The organism is Streptomyces kronopolitis (assembly GCF_014646275.1).
Lineage (GTDB): Bacteria > Actinomycetota > Actinomycetes > Streptomycetales > Streptomycetaceae > Streptomyces > Streptomyces kronopolitis.
This window is the reverse complement of sequence record NZ_BMND01000041.1, coordinates 1-18,390: the sequence shown is the minus strand read 5'-3', so window position 1 is coordinate 18,390 and position 18,390 is coordinate 1. Positions and strand designations below refer to the sequence as shown.

At 69.9% G+C, this 18,390-nt stretch carries 18 protein-coding genes; 14 read left to right on the top strand and 4 right to left on the bottom strand.

The genetic code is table 11. The annotated features are described in order from the left end of the window. Positions 1-71 precede the first annotated feature (71 nt). The 6 genes from IEY78_RS29445 to IEY78_RS29420 all read left to right on the top strand — a co-directional run bounded on the left by IEY78_RS29445 (position 72) and on the right by IEY78_RS29420 (position 5,026). Complete coding sequence (locus IEY78_RS29445) at positions 72-740, top strand: hypothetical protein (RefSeq protein ID WP_189103428.1); 669 nt, start codon at positions 72-74, stop codon at positions 738-740. A 41-nt stretch (positions 741-781) separates the two neighbouring features. Then, a complete protein-coding gene (locus IEY78_RS29440) occupies positions 782-1,900 on the top strand; it encodes a hypothetical protein (RefSeq protein WP_189103426.1) in 1,119 nt (372 codons plus the stop codon). Positions 1,901-2,092: 192 nt separating this feature from the next. Beyond that, complete coding sequence (locus IEY78_RS29435; protein ID WP_189103424.1) at positions 2,093-2,305, top strand: hypothetical protein; 213 nt, start codon at positions 2,093-2,095, stop codon at positions 2,303-2,305. Positions 2,306-2,559: 254 nt separating this feature from the next. After that, a complete protein-coding gene (locus tag IEY78_RS29430) occupies positions 2,560-2,898 on the top strand; it encodes a DUF3846 domain-containing protein (protein WP_189103422.1) in 339 nt (112 codons plus the stop codon). 99 nt (positions 2,899-2,997) lie between these two features. Further along, positions 2,998-3,231 carry a hypothetical protein gene (locus tag IEY78_RS29425; protein WP_189103421.1) on the top strand — a complete coding sequence of 78 codons (234 nt, stop codon included), beginning with the start codon at positions 2,998-3,000 and terminating at the stop codon, positions 3,229-3,231. Positions 3,232-3,433: 202 nt separating this feature from the next. Continuing rightward, positions 3,434-5,026, top strand: coding sequence for a hypothetical protein (locus IEY78_RS29420; protein WP_189103419.1), 1,593 nt, complete (start codon positions 3,434-3,436; stop codon positions 5,024-5,026). Between the two features lie 444 nt (positions 5,027-5,470). On the opposite strand, the gene IEY78_RS29415 is transcribed toward IEY78_RS29420, so the two are convergent. Further along, positions 5,471-5,764, bottom strand: coding sequence for a hypothetical protein (locus tag IEY78_RS29415; protein ID WP_189103417.1), 294 nt, complete (start codon positions 5,762-5,764; stop codon positions 5,471-5,473). A gap of 337 nt (positions 5,765-6,101) precedes the next feature. Between IEY78_RS29415 and IEY78_RS29410 the strand changes: the two genes are divergently transcribed. From IEY78_RS29410 to IEY78_RS29375, 8 genes are all read left to right on the top strand, one after another. After that, positions 6,102-6,908 (top strand): M48 family metallopeptidase, encoded by an 807-nt coding sequence (locus tag IEY78_RS29410; RefSeq protein ID WP_189103415.1) that lies wholly within the window; start codon positions 6,102-6,104, stop codon positions 6,906-6,908. Positions 6,909-7,741: 833 nt separating this feature from the next. After that, positions 7,742-8,140, top strand: a complete 399-nt coding sequence (locus IEY78_RS29405; RefSeq protein WP_189103413.1) for a hypothetical protein — start codon at positions 7,742-7,744, stop codon at positions 8,138-8,140. Positions 8,141-8,401: 261 nt separating this feature from the next. Further along, a complete protein-coding gene (locus IEY78_RS29400) occupies positions 8,402-9,007 on the top strand; it encodes a hypothetical protein (protein WP_189103411.1) in 606 nt (201 codons plus the stop codon). A 207-nt stretch (positions 9,008-9,214) separates the two neighbouring features. Next, positions 9,215-9,673, top strand: a complete 459-nt coding sequence (locus tag IEY78_RS29395; protein ID WP_189103409.1) for a hypothetical protein — start codon at positions 9,215-9,217, stop codon at positions 9,671-9,673. 348 nt (positions 9,674-10,021) lie between these two features. After that, positions 10,022-10,888, top strand: coding sequence for a hypothetical protein (locus tag IEY78_RS29390; protein WP_189103407.1), 867 nt, complete (start codon positions 10,022-10,024; stop codon positions 10,886-10,888). Next, positions 10,885-11,058 carry a hypothetical protein gene (locus tag IEY78_RS29385; protein WP_189103406.1) on the top strand — a complete coding sequence of 58 codons (174 nt, stop codon included), beginning with the start codon at positions 10,885-10,887 and terminating at the stop codon, positions 11,056-11,058. Before IEY78_RS29390 ends, IEY78_RS29385 begins: the two co-directional genes overlap by 4 nt. Before the next feature lie 280 nt (positions 11,059-11,338). Next, on the top strand, positions 11,339-11,971 hold the full coding sequence (locus IEY78_RS29380; protein ID WP_189103404.1) for a hypothetical protein: 633 nt from the start codon (positions 11,339-11,341) through the stop codon (positions 11,969-11,971). A gap of 183 nt (positions 11,972-12,154) precedes the next feature. After that, positions 12,155-12,958: a DUF6042 family protein gene (locus IEY78_RS29375; RefSeq protein WP_189103402.1), complete on the top strand. Its 804-nt coding sequence runs from the start codon at positions 12,155-12,157 to the stop codon at positions 12,956-12,958. A 139-nt stretch (positions 12,959-13,097) separates the two neighbouring features. Here IEY78_RS29375 and IEY78_RS29370 read toward each other — a convergent pair whose 3' ends face one another. Genes IEY78_RS29370 through IEY78_RS29360 form a run of 3 tightly spaced genes read right to left on the bottom strand, consistent with a single transcriptional unit; the run spans position 13,098 to position 17,831 of the window. Next, positions 13,098-13,490 (bottom strand): hypothetical protein, encoded by a 393-nt coding sequence (locus IEY78_RS29370; RefSeq protein ID WP_229700241.1) that lies wholly within the window; start codon positions 13,488-13,490, stop codon positions 13,098-13,100. After that, the gene (locus tag IEY78_RS34680; RefSeq protein ID WP_229700240.1) at positions 13,480-15,429 is read right to left on the bottom strand and encodes a hypothetical protein; all 1,950 of its coding nucleotides are present in this window, start codon (positions 15,427-15,429) and stop codon (positions 13,480-13,482) included. The genes IEY78_RS29370 and IEY78_RS34680 overlap by 11 nt, the downstream gene beginning before the upstream one ends. Continuing rightward, a complete protein-coding gene (locus tag IEY78_RS29360; protein WP_189103400.1) occupies positions 15,426-17,831 on the bottom strand; it encodes a DEAD/DEAH box helicase in 2,406 nt (801 codons plus the stop codon). The genes IEY78_RS34680 and IEY78_RS29360 overlap by 4 nt, the downstream gene beginning before the upstream one ends. Positions 17,832-18,390: the final 559 nt, after the last annotated feature.

Genomic DNA, 18,390 nt, shown 5'->3' with positions numbered 1-18,390 from the left:
TCGTTGGTTGGCGCGGCAGTGGCCGGCAACCGACAACCACTCCCCCCACGTACGGCACGGAAGGCGCTCGCATGAGCTTCGACGAGATCCAGGGTGAACTCCGGACGATCCGCCTGGAGATCTCGCCCGCTCGCCCCGCTCAGGAGCCCACCTGCCACCTGCCCGAGATGGACTGGGAGGAGCTGGCACACGCGCTGCGTGCGCTGCGCGCCGACCTGGTCGGGGAGGACCTGGAGGAGAGCGCCGACGACCTGTTCGGCGGCCTCTTCCAGGTCGACGACGCTGCGGACGTCGACATGTGGGCAGGCTGCGATGCCCTCCCGCTGGAGAGCGACGCGGACGCCGCAGTGCGCGCAGAGGGTGAGCGCATCCTGCGCCTCGCGCTGTGGGAGCAGGAGCGGGAGCAGGAGCAGGAGTCGGCCCGCGCCGCCTACTGCCGTACCGAGTCGCGCGAGAGCTACCGGGCGCACTGCGAGGAGCAGTGGAGGCGCGCGGAGGACTGGTGCCGCGGAAACCTGCTGAACCACAAGGCCACGGCGAAGGGCATCAACCCGCGCGCCCTGTTCAGCGGCCCGGCCACGATCGCCTACGCACGGGCCTCGGAGGACCTGGTCCGCTTCTGGGCGGACGTCGAACAGCGCTTGACGTTCGCGCAGTGGGACGAGATGAAGCGCGGCACCCGCACCGAGGCCGCCGAGCGGGCCCGGCAGACCGCGCACAACGTCCTGGTCGCCGCCTGATCACCCACCACCCGACACCACGACGACAAGAGGGGCTTGCCATGCACTACGCCACCACCAAGAGCCACACGACGGAGCTGCACCGCCAGGACGCGGGCAAGGTCAAGGGCTACTGCGGGAAGTTCGCGCCGAACCCGGTCGACCCGGCGGCCGCGTCCATGGGGCTCGCGGCCCGGACCATGCGCACCTGCCGCAAGTGCGACGAGATCGCCGAGGACCGGCGGCGCGCCGAGCTGTCCTTGGCGGACGGGCTGTTCGTGACCGAGATGGCGGCCTCATCCGCTCCGGTCGTGGCCGAGGAATCGCTGTTCGGCGCGGAGGACCTGGCGGACCTGTACGTGGCACCGAAGCGCCGCCAGCCCCGGCCCCCGACCACGCCGGACGACGGCGGGCTGTTCGGCGACGCGGAACTGGCGGCCGCGCAGAGCGAAGCGGAGCAGGCGGACGACGAGGACGCCCCCGCGCCGCTGACGGACGCGGACACGGCGGGCGCGGATGCGCGCGACCGCACGGTGGACCGGGCTGATCTGGCAGCCGAGCGGGACCGGTCCGCTCGGGTGCAGGCGCAGATGGATCGTCAGGACGCACGGAAGGTCGTGCCGACGCTGGGATGGTCGGATCAGGTTCACGCGGGGATGCGGGCCGCTGCGGCGGGCCGAGGGCCGGCTGATGCCGGCCTGAGCGGTCAACGCCCCGGCGGGACACCGCTTACCGGGGCGGAGTCCCGCCGTCCCGCATGCCGAATCGCCCTACAGGACCCGCGTCTCCGCTCCGGGCACCCATCCGGCCGTGATAGAAGTGTGGTATATTTTTCTCGTTGGGTCGGCCGGTGGCAGGCGCCCAACAACCGAAAACCACGCACCCTGGGAGCCCCCATGGCGAACCTCGCCGAACCCTTCGTCCTCCGATACTTCCTGACCCTGAGCCCGGACGGCCTGGCCCGCGTATGGGACGGGGCAACCCTGGACCTTGCCGACAATGCGACCGGGGCGGGCCCGTACGAGACCCTGTGGCTGACCGACGGTCTGGAGCATGGCCGACGAGACCTTCTGCGACCTGAACATGTCGCTGGGCGACGTCACCCGCGAGGGGCGCTTGCGGTACCTATACCTGCCGTCCGACACCGTGATGGTGCACCCCTCCGACTACGCCCCGGGTGACGCTCTGTGGGCCGCCAGCGGGCCCAGCTTCCCCATGCGTGCCGACCAGGCCCCGCCCGGGTACTGGCAGCGCACGGGAGGCCAGCTCCTGCCGTGACGGGGCTGGAGCCGGGGCTGCGCCAGCCCCGGCTCCGTCACCCCGGTCAGATCCCTTCACCTCGCCCCGCAGGCTCCTATCCGCAGGAGATACCCATGCCCGAGTACAGCGTTACCTGGGAGATCGATCTGGACGCGGCCGACCCGGGCGACGCCGCCCGCGAGGCTCAGGCGATCCAGCGCGACGCCAACGCCTGGGCCACCGTCTTCACCGTGCACACCGCGACGCAGACGATCACCGTCGACCTGGACGCCGGCCACCACACCTCGCCGGGCGACGCCGTCCCGCATGCCGAAGACGCCGTATAGCTCCCTCCGCCTGATCTCTCCCGCCGGGCCCGGGCCCGCACCCTCCCCGGCGCCCGGCAGTAGGCCGGGCGCCCCTTCCGCCACGGGAGCAGTACGCCTGGAAATCGTCTGACCCATCCGCAGGGCGCGGCCGCGTCGGGGGTGTTGCGGGGGCGCCTTCGACACGACGTGATGGAAGTGTGGTATATTTTTCTCATCGGGTCAGCCGGTGGCAGGCGCCCAACAACCGAAAACCACGCACCAACGGAGTCACCATGACCGCCCTGCTCATCACCCCCGAAGCCGATTTCGTCCAGCTCGACCTGCCCGCGGACTCCAAGATCCAACAGGCCGTCAAGCGCGCGGTCATGCGCTGCGACCGCTACGACGTCGTAGCCCTCACCAACACCCTCGACATGTGGATCGACGACGAGGGGCTCTACAACCACCCCGTCAACAAGGTCGCCACCGCGTTCGCCGCCCGCTTCGGCTTCATCTGGCAGAACTACCACGGCCCCGTACTCCTGACCGGCGGCGCCGACGTCGACGGGGGCACCGTCCCCCTCACCAAGGATCAGGTCCTGGCCTTCCTCGCCACCCTCGGCGAAGGCTGACACCCCGGGCGGGAGTGCGACCCTGCTGCTCCCGCCCGGCCGCCGCGCCCTCCACGCACACCACGCACACCACGCACCCCGACCCAGGTAGCTGATCGCATGACCACCCAACTCCAGCGCACGTACACCGTCATCGGGCTGCGAAGGGATGACGACTTCACCGACCTCCTGATCGCCAGAGTCCAGCCCGGCCCGGACGCCGACACCGTCGCCGTCCTCCGCTCCAGCGAAGACGACTTCACCCGCTGGTCCATGGACTTCGACGCCCCCGCCCCCGACGCCGCCGCTGCGCTGGCCTACGAATACTGCCGCAACGACCCCTCCTGGGAGTGATCCGCACGGGGTGCAGCCGACGGGCTGCGCCCCACGGCGAGCCGCCGACGAGCCCCAGGGCCGGTACTGGTACCGGCCCTGGGGCTCGTCGGCGGCTCGATGAGGGCGGAATCCGTGACGTGATGGAAGTGTGGTATATTTTTCTTGTTGGTCGCGGTGGCAGCGACCAACAACCGAAGACACTCAACTCCCGGGAGAACCCATGTCCAAGACGCCCGCCGCACAACAGCTCCACCGCAGGCATGAGGGGCGGTACACCTTCGGCAAGCGCGGAGCGGACGGCCGAACCCCCGTATTCGTGGACGGTGCGAGCGACCCGAGCGGCTACGTGTGGAACACCGGCCACGGCGCTGAACGCTGGTTCGCCGAAGGGTCCGCCACCGTCGATGCCACGTACCCGATCCCGGCCGCGCGCCGGTGGCAGGCGGCCGAACAGATCGTCGCCCTCATCGACGCGCGTGCGGACGCTGCCCGCGAGGTGGAGCGCAAGCGCGCGGCGGCCGCGACCAGCGTCCCAAAGGGGTGGCGTCCGGCGTCGTGGGGGGAGATCACCCGTGAAGGGTTCCGCCGGGTGCGCCTGGTCACCGAGGCACCGTACGTCGACCCCGCCACCGACCCGCGCGAGCCTGATGCGGGGGAGCGGTACGCCGCCGCCTGGACCGAACCGGTGCGCCTGCGGGCGGTGTCCCGCCACGGCCGGGCGCACAAGGCCGACCACGACCGCTACGGGGACTTCCTGAGCATCTCCCGGGTCGGCGCGACCATGCCGCACCACGTGGACGGAAACCACGCCATCGCGTTGGGGGCCCTGGTTCCGGCCGATTCGCCGCGCCGCACCGGCTCGGCCGCCGCGTGCCCGTCGTGCGGCGCTGACGCTCTGCTGTACGCGTCGGGCGGCCGCACCGAGTGCGGCCCCTGCACGGCCCACACGTTGGGATGGGACGTCGAAGACCTCCCGCACCCCGACCACTTCGACAATGCGCCGGCCTTCCAGCCCGGCGAACCCGTGGCGATGGATGTCGCCGGCACCGACGGCATCGTCGACACCTACACCGGCACCGTGCACGAGTGGCAGGTACGGCTGGACGGCACGAGCAAGGCGGTTCGGTCCCAGCAGTCGCGTAACGTGCGCGTCGACTTCCGGCCCTACGGGTCGGGCCAGTTCAACTGCGACCCCGCCACGCTGCGACGCGTCGAGACCGTGGCCGAACTGCCTGCGGGCAGCATCGGTGGATGGCGTGCAGGCATGCCCGCCGTCCTCTTCCGCTACAACGCCGACGGGGTGGCATTCGAGCGGCACGGATACGTCGTGGGGCTCAGCGCGGACTCATCCAACGGCGGGCACCGTGTCCGGTTCACCACCTCGCCGACCGTTCCCGCCGAGCCGCGCGATCCGGGCGAGGTGTTCCGGCCGGGCAGCTATGAGGCATGGTGTGCCTCGCACCGGCGCTCCGCCGACTTCAGGTGCAGCGATCGGGCATGGGTCGGTGAGGTCTACGTGACCGGGGAGGGCCGCGCGTTCGTCCGGCTGATCTGCGAGAGCGGCCGCGACCACTGGCAGCACGCCGAACTGCCCGGCTCCCCGGTGCAATCGGTGGACGGCATCGACCGAGCAGTGGCAACAGCCGTCCTGTGGGACGCGGGCTACATGCACCAGCGGCGACGCCCGTGGCAGGTGGTAGCCCGCGACGGCGCCCGGGTGCTGCGCGTCAGCCTCGTTCCCCTGCTGCCCGAAGAAGCAGCCGCAGGACGGCCGGGCACGGCGACGCCTCGCCCCGCTCCCAACGGGATCTAGTCCGGTGACTCACCACCTGATCAAACGCCCGGAGCGGCGGTACCAGTGCTCCCGGTGCCGGGCCGCCTTCCTGACGAGGGAGGGCGGCCGAGCCTCCCGGTTCGAGTGTCCCGGTGTGCCGCTGGCCCACGGGATCGAAGGCCGGCGGGAGCACGTCATCTACCCCACGTGGTCGAAGGATCGGAGCTGCGCGACGTGGGGGTGCCCGGACCCGGATCCCGCGCACCAGTGGCACGGGCCGGACCCGTACTGCGATGAGCTGTCGTGCCTGCGGTGCATGCACGCCTGCGACTGCGACGTGTGCGAAGGGCGGGTGTGGGCGCCGGGGTTGTTCCGGCTTGTCGACAGTCAGGAGGTGTGAAGCGGGAAGGGGCGGCCGCAGGGGCACCCCTCCCGTACGGGAGGGGCCGGCGCACCCGGGCATCGCACCTGAGACCCCTTTGGTCAGGGGTTGGTGAGGATCGCGTGAGTGCCAATCCGGCGCCACACCACGTGGCGGGCCGCAGGCAGCTGCTCCTGGCCGTATGACCACGTCGCGCGGCCGTTCTGCGCCCAGGTGAGTTCGAAGATGCCGGACGCGCGGCGGACGCCCTTGACGCGGAGGCCGGAGCGGAAGGGGCCGCCCGTGCGGAGGTCGTGGACGAAAGCGGTGACGGCCTGGCGGAAGGCGTGGCGCTGGTCGGGGGTGAGGTGCTGGAGGTCGGTGGTGAAGCGGGGGAGCGTCTCGAAGGTGGGCACGGTGGTGTCCTCCGGGCAGCACGACGGAGCCCCCGGCGGTTGCCGGGGGCGGGTGGGTGTCGAGTTGGAGCGGGGCGGCGCTCTGTGTGGGTGGGGCTACTGGTGGTTGGTCGTGGGCGTTCCTTCGCCGCCTCTTACTGGGGGCTGTTGGAAGCGATTGGCCGATTTCGTTGCTGGTGGGGCTGGAGTGTCGCTCGGACCGCGCTGCCCGAACGGGCCGAGGCCGATGGGACAGGGGCGGCCCACAAACAAGGCGTGATTGAAGTGTGGTATATTTTTCTCGTTGATTGGCGGTGGCAGTCGGTCAACACCGAAGACACTCACGAAGGACTTCCAGATGACGGGCACCACCCCAAAGCACGCCTACGAAGAGGCAATTCACGCGAGCGGACACCTCGTCGCGCACGACTGGTCCATCTCCATCCGCCCGCGCCGCCGCAGTATCGGGATCGCGATCGAACCGGGGGGACACGTCGTCCTCGCCGTCCCGCCTACGGCCCCCACAGAGCGCCTGACGGACTTCATCGGTAAGAAGATCCAGTGGATCGAGTCTCACGTGGGCACCTCGCGCGACAAGGCAGCCACCCCGCGCGAAGTCTTCATGAAGCAGTCGGAAGGCTTCTCGTTCCTTGGCCGGGGTCATCTGCTGCGACCGGTGGATGCCGATCACACGTCCGCCGAGCGTCAGCCCTGCTTCACGTCGTGGTACCTCAACATCCCCCGCGCCAAGCTGGCCGCGCACGACCCCACCCCGGTCATCGAGTGGTACAAGACCGAAGGCACCCAATGGGCGCAGGCGACGGCGCCGCAGTGGCAGCGGCGCCTGCTGCTTCGCGAGGCTCCTACGATCCGGGTCACCGACCTGGGCAAGCGGCGCTGGGGTGTATACCGGCCCAAGCGCCACGCAGTGGAACTCCATTGGACCTTGTTTCAGCTGACCCCCGACCTTGCCGAGCTCGTGCTGGTGCACGAGCTCGCGCATGCGACCCGCCCCGGCGGCACAGCTCATGGCGTCCAGTGGCAACGCCGAATGTCGGCCGTGATGCCGCAGTGGCGCCGCATGCAAAAACTGTTGAACACAGAAGGTCGCAAGGTATGGACCGGTGAGGTACAGGCAGGAGACCGGCAGGACGCGGTGCGGTAGTCGCCGCAGGCCGACTGGAGCACAGCGTGGCCCCGATCCGGACAACTTCCGGGCCGGGGCCACACTGCCGCGTACAAAAGGCGGTTGTGTCGCATCGTCAGGCTTTCGGCCGGGGCCATGTTGTTGAGGGGCTGCTTCGGCGTGAAGCGCAGGCTCGGATCTTGCTGGGTGGGCATGATGGTCGGATGCCGCACACCGACGCTCCACCGCCGTTGACGCAGTCGACCCTCTGCCCCTTGTGCGCGATGCGCACGGTGGGCGGGCCGGTGCCGGACTCGATCGGCCGGTACTCGCTGGCCTACGGCTCGCAGTACTGCTGCTCAGCGTGCGACGCATGGCTGTGCGCGGGCTGCGGGGACAGGCCCGTGACAGGCGCAGGTGTGCGCTGCGGCGTGTGCTCCGCCCCGCCGGAGCCGGAAGGACTGCGTGCCCCCGCCGTGTCTCCCGGGCCGGCGGACGAGGCGAGGTGCATCCGGAGGACGAAGACCACGGCGCGCCGCTGTCAGAGCAGGCCCACCGACTGGCCCGCGATCCCGGGCGAGCCGCAGCCCGTTGCGTCCTGCTGGGTCCACCTCAGCAAAGCGGAACGCGAGACCTGCACCCGAGCACGGGGACTCAGGAGTGCGGAACGAGCGAGGATCTGGGCCGAGGGCGAGCCGGAACGGCAACGCCGCGCTGCCGAAGCCGAGGCGCGACGGCGCGCGCGGATCGCCGCGTGCCCGTGCGACGAGCAGTTGCCCGAGGAATTGGCAACGTACTCCATGAGCTACCCCGCCCCGAGCCGCTGCACGGGGTGCGACTCCTGGCTGTGCGCGTCGTGCGACCGGGTACGTGTGGCGACCGAGGGCGCTCAGTGCGAAACCTGCCGCCCGCACGTCGCGGAACCCGCGTGCAATGGCGACCACACAGGCAAGGACATCCCCTTCTACCGGATCACCGTGGGTGGCCTGGAGTGCTTCGAGGAGGCGATTGGTCTGGTGATCCGAGCGGGGGCACACAACGGGGGCAACCCTCGCGTATTCGCGGTTCATCTTCCGATCTGCGAGAGCCAGGAGAAAGCGCTGGAGGCCCTGAAGACGTTCGACCATGGATCGGACGGGGGGAGCATCAAGGTGGAGCTGGTGCCCGAAGGCGCAGAGGCGGTGGTGGACCCGGGCCTGCCGGAGCCGGACCTGTCCGGCCTGGGGGACATCCACGACTGGTGGTGCACCCACGGCGCCGGGCGACGGTGAGCCGGCGGGCGAGGATCAACATGGCTGGTGAGGCCGACTGGGGCGGGCGGCCCGGAAGCGTTGCTGCGGCACGGTCCAAGGTGTGCCGGGGTCAGCCCGCTCTGTGGGCATGCGGCGCACGAGCCCGTGGATCATCCCGCCGGTTTGAATCTCGCTTCACGCCCGTTCGGTGAATCCGGTAGTGGGCCTGTCGGTGCTGCGGCATCGTCGTCTCGGGCCCGCTCGGGCCCAAGGGCGTGGGCGGAGCGGCTGGAGGCTGTGATGGGTGAGCGGAAGACGTGGACGACCGAGGAGTTCGGCTCCTCCCACGAGGGAGCGGTCGGCGTGCTCCTGGCCGACGGCACCGTCCCAGCCCCCGTCTTGGCCGAGATGAGCTCCGGTGCGGGTGGACGGTCGATCTCGGAGTGGAGCGTTTACGACGGCGCTCTCGCGCACGGGCCGCGGGCGGCCGCTCTGCGCGCGGTGTGCTCGTGTGGCTGGAGTGGCCCCCGGTACGAGCTGGACTGGGAGGCGATCGGCGAGCAGAAGCTGATCGAGGCAGCTCACGGCACGGCGGACACCTGTCTGGAGGACTGGGATGCGCACACCGTCGACGTCGAGCAGGCGGCCATTCCCTTGCCGGAGATGGTCACCGTGTTGCTGACCCAGCTGCACGGGGAGATCGAGAAGCTGGCCAGGACCTCCCCGCTGGCGGCTGTGCGGGCGGCCCGCCGGTTGGAGGTGACCGCCGCACAGGTCGGGTACTGGCCGGCCCACGACGCCCGACACGACACCACAGCCGCGCAGGCCGCCGCGGCCCTCGGCCTCAATGAGGACGATGCCCGCAAGTTGATGGCCCGCTTCGGCGGCTGGAGCCCCTACCTCTGAACAACCGACCCTGAAGGAGACTCCATGCCCATCATCGGCCCCGGACACCTCGACGCCGACCTGGATCGCATCCAGCACCGCTCCTGACCCGCAAGCAGCAAACGGCTGCCCCGCGCCGTCGTTGGGCTGGGGCTCAGCGTGGGCGGCCAGGGCGAGGACAGCAGGGGGTGTGACGAGCTGTCAGGCCCCCAAGGCAGACTGTCGCTCATGACAGAAGCCGGGCTCGACGCCGCCGCCCGCTCCCTGCGGGCCTGGCTCAATCGACAGCAGTTCAGCGACCTGTCTGCCTCCGAGGTGACCGCCTTCTTCACCGACGCGGTGGCCGACTGGGCGACCGACCAGGGATATGAAGTCCAGCGGGAGGTAACGCTGCCCACCGCCACTCGGCAAAACCGGACCGGGCGTCTCGACCTGCAACTGCGGCACCGTTCGGGGAAGGGACGGCTGATCAGCATCGAGGTGGATCGGGGTACGAAGGAGTGGTCCCTCGACAAGCTCGTCCAGGCCGCCGAGCTCGGCCACCTGGCACTGTGGCTTCGGTGGAGCCGCGCCCCCGTCACTCTGCCGATCCCGCCCACGGTCCGGCTCATCCGGGCTCAGGTCCTCAGGCGCACCACGCTCGCGCGGGCGAAGCTCCACTCGCTCCGGCCGGACAACTGCGGGTAGCAGGCTGCTTCGCACCCGGCAGCGCCATAGGTGTTGAGGCGGACCGGCGGCGGACTTCTACCGGCCCCGCGTCAGGGCACGGGGACCCTCCAGCAAGCCTCGGTGCCGTCGAACGTTCTGGTGAACAGGCCCAGGTGGCTGGGCCTGTGAGGACCCGGCAGAGCTGACGTCGACTGATCCGGTGCGCCGGGGGCAGCCCGCCCAGGGTCGCTCGTTGGGGCCGGTGTCGCCGAACTCTCCCGCCCGCCTGGTGGGCCTTGATGTACTGGACTCCGGAGCAGGCGAAGCAGGGAGTGGACGTTGCCGGGTACAGCAGGAGTTACACCGTCGAACCGCGGGCGGGGCCGCGTGACGGACTTCGACGACTTCGACGACTTCGAGTGGGTGGTGTGGCGCCTCGAAGTCCAGGACCCTCAGCAGCTCGCGGGCGAGAATCCCGACCTGGACGAGCGCACCAAGAAGACGATGACACAGCTCGCGGGCTCGCTGGGCTGCGTGTACGACCACTGCGTCGACTACGACTCCTACCCCGACGGAACGCCGTACTACGCCTGGTGGGTCCGCCTGCCCGCCGCCGAGCACGCCCGACACGGCACGGACGGCATCCCGCAGGCGCTCGGCCCGCTGCGCCAGTACCTGACCACCCAGCTTCCCGACGGCCTGAAGTGGGAGGTCACGCCGGATCGCCAGTTCACCGTCGACCACGCCGGCAGCATGGCCATGCGGACGGCCTACGACGATCTGATCGCTCCGTTCGAGCGCGCCCTGATCCCGCTGCGCCGGGACGGGGCCGACGCGCTCGATCCGCGGGCGAAGGTCTGGGAGCGGGAGGCGAACCTCCAGGTCGGGACGTTCGATCTGTGGCTGTGCAACGACCCTGACCGCCCGCACGCCTGGCTCGTCGTCACCGTCGGACTGTGGACCGAGCCGCAGTTCCTCGACGAAGAGCCCGCCGCCCGCCTGGGCCACTTCGGCTTCACCCCGCACCACCCGCTGCTGTTCCTGCCCCGCCCGCCCGGCCCGGCGACCTTCACCGCCCGCGCGGTATCCGGCCCCTTCCCCAGCAAGAGCAGCTCCAGGGCGAAGACCGCCGACTCCATCGGGACAGCTCACCAGTGGACGGCCAGCGATCCCTCCGTTCTGGCGGAGCGGGTCGCCCACGACCTCAAGCGGCTGTGGCCGCACCTCACCGACCCGGAAGGGAGACGATCGTGACCGTCGAGCCCATCGCGGACCTGCGGGCCGCGCTCCAGCAGGCCGTGGCACTGCTGGCGTTCGAGGCAGGGCGGCAGGGGGCCGCCGACCCGGAACGGGCGGAGCACCTGATGGCTGCCACCTCCGCTTTGGAGGAGACGTTGCAGCGCACCGCCGCCGCTCGGTCGTAGAGGCTGGCGGCGCTGATCAGTGCCGCCAGCCGGAGCCTCGGCAGCCACCCGCCACACCGCGCCACGCCCACGCACGGATGAAAGGAGCGGGCAGGGAAGCTCGCGTGCATAGGCTGGGAGTCGGCATGACACGAACGCCGCCCCGCCGCCGTCGCAGCGCCCACGCCGCCAGCGACCCAGAACGGCCAGGCTCCCCCGGCACCTGCCGGCAAGGGCCCGTGATCCCGTCGTTGATCGTGTCGCTGAACCGGGAGAAGCGTGGGAAGCCCCTGGAGAAGCCATGACGAAGAACGGCTCCAACGCGCGTAAGGCCCGCATCCGCGCGCACGCCACCAAGACCGGAACCAGCTACCGCCAGGCAGCCCGTGAGATGGAAGCAGAGCGCGCGCAGGAGCAAGACGACCGTGCGGCGCAGAAGGCGCAACTCCGCGCCGCCATCCATAACCCGGAGGACCTCGCCGAGGAGCGGACGCGTTACCTGGGACACATGCTCGCGGTAGATCTGCCCGACTCTGTCCGTGTCTGCCTGTTCGTACTGGCCGACCGCCTTGGCACAGGCAAACTCACCGACAGGCAGGGCGTCAGCTTCACCATTCCCGAGCTGTCATCCGCCACCGGCCTGACATATGCGGCAGTTGAGGACAGCGTGAACCTCGCCCGCGCCCATGGCTGGATCACCGGGGAGCCCCCCGGCCACGTCCATCTCTCCATTCCGGGCGAGAACATCGAGATGTACGAGTGGTTCCTGAAGCAGGTGAAGCAGCCTGTACGTGACGTCGAGCGGCACAGCGGGGTGCTGGAACGGATCGACCAAGAACGCAGCCACCAGGTGCAGGAAGCCGAAGAGGCACGAGCCATTGCCGAGCAGTTCTGGGCCGCACATTCCCAGAAGGCCACGCTCCTGGCCGAGTGACCGCTCTGGCCACGGACCTCAATCAGGCCGGATGTCACAGGAAGCGCGGGCGGGCGCGGCCGCCTCCGCGAGCAGCTGTACGCCGCCCCCGAACACCAGGCATGGGTGGGATGTTCGTGAGGGCTCGCCGCATCTGGCTGCGTACGCTGCGGGCACCGAGGTGTTTTCGAGGAAGAGCTGCGGATGACTGAGAACGCGTCTGTGCCCGGCCCGCGCCGGGACCTGGCGATGCACAACGACTGGTGGCCCGCGGGCTGGGAGCACGTCCTGCCCCGCCAAGGCCTTGCCCTGACCATGCTGATCGGGACCGCGAGCCAGCCCGGCTTCACCGGCTCCCTGGACGACCTGCTGCACAAGATCTTCGACGGGCACTGGGACATGATCGGCGGCGACCTCGACAGCCCCCTCACGTTCTCCTGGCCCGATGAAGAGTGGGACTACGAGGAAGCGCCGGAGGGCCGCGAAGCCTGCGAAGCCGACCGCTGGAAGCAGTTCAGCGCCACGCTGACGACCGCAGGCTTCCCGGTGCCCACCACCGTGCGAGACCTGTCCGAGCTTTATCTGACGTGGGGCCTGGCCCGCCGCGAAGAGACACCAGGCGGCACCCGCTGGTCCATGCCGACCGCGCTTCCGCTACCCGGCGACCTGCTGCCCCTGGACGACGAACTCGCCAGGCGCCTCGACGGGATCCGCTGGACGATGCGCACCGGCCCGCTCGTCGACACCCTCATCGACTACCTGCTCAACGACCTGGGCGAACCAGAGGAGACCCTCACCTCTCTGGACCGGCTCGCGGCTACCACGGACCAGGACGTCGACGACGTCCGGATCGCTCTCGCGGAGCTCGTGCAATCCGGCGATGCCCGACTCCAGCGCGGCGAAGAACCGGCTGACGCGGAGCGTCTGGAAGCCCACCGCCGCTTCCGCCTTTTCATGGACTGGGCGCACTTCCACGAGCACCGAATCCAGCTGAGCCGGGGTGACTGAGGCAGGGCACACATCGTGGGGACCACACCCAAGATCCCAGGCTCTACACGCACTCCAGTGCGGTGTCGCAGCTCAGCACCCCCGGGCCTCGCACCCCAGTATGTGTAGGGCCTGGGAACGGTGCCGCTGACCCTGCGGATCACCAGTCGTCGGGGACGCTGCCCACCCACGCGATCGGCCGGCCTTCGCTGTTGTAGCCCCAGTGCGGCTCCTCTATCGAGGTCTCGTGACCGTCGTCCAGGACACAGATGCGTCCCCAGCGGCCGTGCTTGCCCGGACAGATCCCGGCGAGCACGGCCGCGTCGCCATCGCGCACGGCCTGCTCGAAGCGGTCCTGGAACGGCTGGAGGCGGGCGCACAACTCCCTGCCGATCTGCGTCTCCGCCGCCTCGACCTGTGCCCTCACTTCCTGCACCCGCGGGTCGGACAGCACGAACGAGATGACCTTCTCCGCCTCCGCGAAGGCACTGGTGCGCACGTGCCGCCGGACGGCCTCCTGCACACGCCGCTCTTCCACACGGTCACCGGCCACGGCCCGTCTCCTCGCTTGTGCCGGGGTCGGCTCCGTCCAGAGCTTCAACGGTTTCGAGGTCAAGGTCGACGGCCAGGTGGTCGAGGAAGAGGCGCTGTTCAGGGCTCAACCCCAACCGCGGGTCCTCGGCGAGGCGCACGAGGGCCGCGGCGGTGAAGCCGGGGGCAACGGCCTGGACGGCGTGCCGCATGGCCTCCATCGTGGCTTCAGCCCCGTCCCGGTCGTCCTCGCCGGTGTAGTGCAGAGCGATGCCGTAGCTGCGCCACGCCCGTGCGGCCAGGGCCTCCAGAGCGGTGGACACACCCGGGTCCGAATCGCCGGCGGACAGCGCCAACGAGCCCTGAACGGCCGGTTCATGGCCGCCCCTGTACTCGCCCGAGGCCTCTACAAGGCGCAGACCGTAGTGGTCGAGGTAGGCCAGGAGGAACACGGCCAGGGCCCGGCCGGGGTCGCTGGCATGCTCAATCCCGGGCGGCTCGCTCGTCCAACCGAAGGTGGCCTGGTCGGGCCGCGGCCGCACGCCGCCGTTGTGCGGGTCGGGGAAGACCACGGCACGGGTGAAGAAGTCATCCAGGCGGCTCAGCAGCTCCTCATCCGGGTTGTCGACCTCGCGGCCGCGCACGGTGGTGATAGCCGCCTGGACGATGGTGGTGAGGTACCGCCGGCGGGCGTCCTCCTGCCGCCGCAGCGCGCTCTCCCAGCCCTCCTCAACCACATGTCGGCGGTGCATCTCCGGCTCACTCTGGGGGAGCGCGGCTTCCCGCGGTGCCTCCTCCAGGCCGCCGGCGTCCGCGGCCGGTCCGCCCACCGGAGCCTCCGCCGGAGGCTGCACCGGGGCGGCGGAGGCCGGCGGCTGGAGGGAGGAGACCAGCTGGGCACTGGAGGCCGCGCGCCCGCCCTGGGCGGTGGCATCGGCGATACGCAGCAGGTCGCTGCTCCCGGAGACGCCGCTGTGGGCGGAGGCGATGGCCCCGGCCTCCAGCCGCGCCACGATCTCGTCGGCCTCCTCCGGCGTGTGCCCGGCGCCGCCCAGGGCCTGCAACACGGCCGCCCGGGCGGTCAAGCCGCCGGCCACATGTGCACGGACGCGGGCGAGCTCCTGACCGGAGGCGTCCGCACCGTGCTGCTGCGCCGCGCTCACCAGCGGCATGTCCAGAGCTTCCAGGTGAGCCAGGAGCAGGCGTGCCAGGGCGCGGCTGTGTTCGCTGCCGGCCGGCTTCCCATCGGCGCTGCCGTCGCCACGGTCGCCGGGGTAGGCAAGGTGCCACGGGTGGATGACGGTGCGGTGCAGAAAGTCGCTGAGCACTTCGAACAACTCCGCGCCCGCTCGGGCAGGCTCGTGCCCGCCGGCCGCGGCGGCCGCGGCCCGCCCGATCTCGGCACCGGCCCACGAGAGCGCATCCAGCATCTGCCGACCGCCTGTCGAGGGCACGTCCTCGAATACCTCCACCACCCGGAACAACCCCGGCGGCCCATAGAGGTTGCCCTCCTTCGCACGGCGCACCTTCACCGCAGCTTCCTCCACCGAGGCGGCAACCGCCCAGCTCAGCACCTCCGAGGCACCGGGATGCGCCGGGTCGGCACACCTCGCCAGGACCCGGAACTCCCCCCGACGCTCCTCCGGCCGCACCCCGCCGGACGTCGGATACCCCTCCCCGCGCTCACATGGATCACCAGCAGGGCTGTACTCATCCCCCCAGCTCTGCAGTCCCACCAACTCCCGGATACGCCTCAGCTCCGCCAACCGCACCGCAGCCAACCGCTCCGACTCACCCACCGGGACCGCGAGATGCCCCCCGCCCCCGGCAGCTGCAATCAGCTCACCCAGCTGCTCCCACGTCAGGCCGGCGGCCTCCCGGCGAACCGCCACCCGGCACTCGGCATCGCTGATCTTCGCCATCTCGTCCCTCTGATCGTCGTCGGGCTGCTCGGTGCTCATGCCGCCCACTCCAGCCCGAGCGCGGCCAGCGCGGCCAGCTTGTCCGCGGTGAGCTTGCCGCGCCTCGATTTCGCGTTCGAGAGAAATACACCCAGCTTCACCAGGTGCTCCTGACCATCGACCACAACGGCCTCTTCGTGCCCTCTGGAGACCGTCACAGAGCCGGTGCGGGCCTTGTACTGCGCCAGGGCCGCAACGCCCCGCTCGAAGGCGCTCAGGGCCGCCGTGGGCCCCTTCGCGGGCGCCTTCGGCTCCGGCGCGGGCAGTGGCTGGACGCCGAGCTGCTCCAGGCGCTCGCGCTGCCCGTCCATCAGCCCCTGCCACACCTCGTGCTGGCGCTGCTTCGCCAGCCACCGGCCGACGTCCATCCCGTGCACGGTGACGCCCGGTTCGATGTAGGCCAGGGCGCTCTGGCTCTCCTCCGACACCATCTCCCGCACCGCCGCGAAACGCCGCTGCCACTCCGCCGGCCAAGCCGGGTTCCAGTCCTCGTCGATCGCCCGCAGCGCCGCCTCCCACTCCGGACGCCCCTCCAGCGCACCAGGCCGCCGCAAATTGGACAACCAACTCCCCACCTGCCGGTCCAACGCGGTCGCGGACCGCGGCGCACACAACGTCCAGTGCTCCGCGAAGTACACCCGCGCCGCCGCCAAGTTCTCCTCGAACCGCTCGTCCGCGATCGACCAGACCATGCCCAGCTCCTCCAGCCGATCCGCCCGCTTGCCGGTCATCTGCCCGGCCCCGAAGGCCCGCCGCTGCTCCGCCACCCAGGTCCCCAGCGGAAACGCGCCCTCCTTGTGCTCGTACGGGACCCGGGCGTGATGCTCACGCTCGGTGAATGCCTTGAGCTTCGCCCACCCGCGCCCCCAGTCCTGCCGCTCGATGTCGATCACATTGAAGCTGACCCAGTCCGCGACCATCACCGGGTCCCGCGGAGCAGCAAAGCGAAGCAGAAGACGAGTTTCCTCCTCACCATCCTCCGGCTTCGATCCGATGTACTGGGACGGCTGCGCAACATCCTTCTGGGGCTCCTGCGGGATGGCCAGCAATTCCACGGCCTCTTCATCGTGAGCCCGCAGACCCTCCAATACCTTCACCAAAGGACGGTACGATCCCGAGGTGAACATATCCTCCGGCTTTTCCCCCGGCTGGAGAAAAACCGGAACAATCAAAGAGGCCAATTTCCCTTCACCCGGCTTCTGCCGCAGAGCGCGCCCGATGGCCTGCACGATGTCGTGCGGCGCGCCCTTGGGGTCCAGCAGCGCGACGGAGTCCACGGCCCGGATGTCCACGCCCTCACCCAGCACCCGACAGTTCGACAGCACCGCGCGCCGGGCGGTCGACCCGAACTCACCCAGCACGCCCCGCCGGCGCTCCGGGACGTGCTCGCCGCACAGCCAGTCCGCCCAGACCTTCGCCGGGTACATCTCCGGCTGGTCCGCGTGCAGCCGCTTCGCCACCCGCTCCAAACCCTCCGCGTACGCCGCGGCCTCTATCGTCCGGTGATGGAACGTGATGCACGTCTGCAGCCCGTGCTGCGCCATCGTGTGCAGCAGCGCCGCCTGCAGCGCCCCGAGCCGCTGCCCGCGCACCTCCTCGGCGTGCCGCTCCTCGCCCATCAGCCGCTCCGGCGTGACCACTTCGTCCTGGAGCTCCAGGACGATGACCTGATACCGCGCGAGTAGCCCGCGAGACACCGCTGACGCCAGCGAAAGCTTGTACAGAACGGGCCCGAAGACCCTTTCGTCATCCATGCTCGCCGCCATCTCCTTCGGCAGCGCATCACGAACCCCCTCCGCAACCTCCCAGTGCGGGTCCCGCTCCTGCCAGATCCGCGGCGTCGCCGTCAGATACAGCCGCCGGTACGCCGGGATGACCGCCTGGTTGTGGATGTCCGCCCACGCCTTACCCATCGAGCCCGAAGTCCTGTGGGCCTCATCCACACAGGCGAGGTCTACCGGGTCCAACCGTTGGCCGTAGATGCCCTCGAAAGCTTCCGCCAGCACACCGAGGCTGGCGTACGTCGCGTAGATCGTCACAGGCCCTGTGCCGTGCCACAGCGCCAACTGCACGGGGTTCGTGGTGCAGCGCACCTGAAGGTCCCACAGCTCCGGATCGTCCTGGAGCGAACACACTGCAACCGCCGGCCCCCGGTGCCCGACGTCGTGCCACGCCTTCACCGTCTGCGCCAAAAGGTCCAGTGTCGGGACCAGAACGAGAATGCGGCCCTTGGGCACAATGCGGCGAGCCGAAGCCGCCGCAATGACGGTTTTCCCGGTTCCGCACGCAGCGTGCACCTGCCCGCGCATACCATTGGCAGGAATGCCGCCCGACGGGATGTCGAGACCACGCACAATAGCGGCAACGGCCTCGACCTGATGTTCACGCAGTTTGATGGCCATTTCCTGTTTCTCCTTTTCACGGAATGCGGCGTGCGATCAGAAATGCAAGTCCGGCACGACGAGATGGGCCGGGGGTGGTGACGTCTGGACCCAAATACTACGCAGATCGCGCCCGTGATGCATCACCCACGCGGCAGGTTCCTGCTCCAGGGTGATACATGTCCGAATCTCGCCCTACGGCGACGGGTTGTGGTGTATGCTGGCGGGGCATCAGTGAACGTGAACGTGTTGTTCCGGGGTAGGGGAGGGGTTCGGGTGGAGCCCGTCACTGCACTGCGGGCCGGCACTCCGTCAGGCCGACGGCCCGTCACTCTCATTGTGGGGTGGTGGCTGTGATTCCCAGTAGCTACGCAGGCTGACAGGCGATGCACCTCCCCTCGTAGCCAGCCATGGCACCCGCGCTTGCGCGGGTGCCCCAATTCGCGCTTGCGCGAATTGTACTTCTTTCGGGAATTCCGTTTACGGAATTCCATTCCCGCGTTCACGCGGGAATGCGAAGCGCGCTTGCGCGCTTCGTTTGCTATGCCCCGGCTTGCCGGGGCATTTCCCGCTCCGCGGG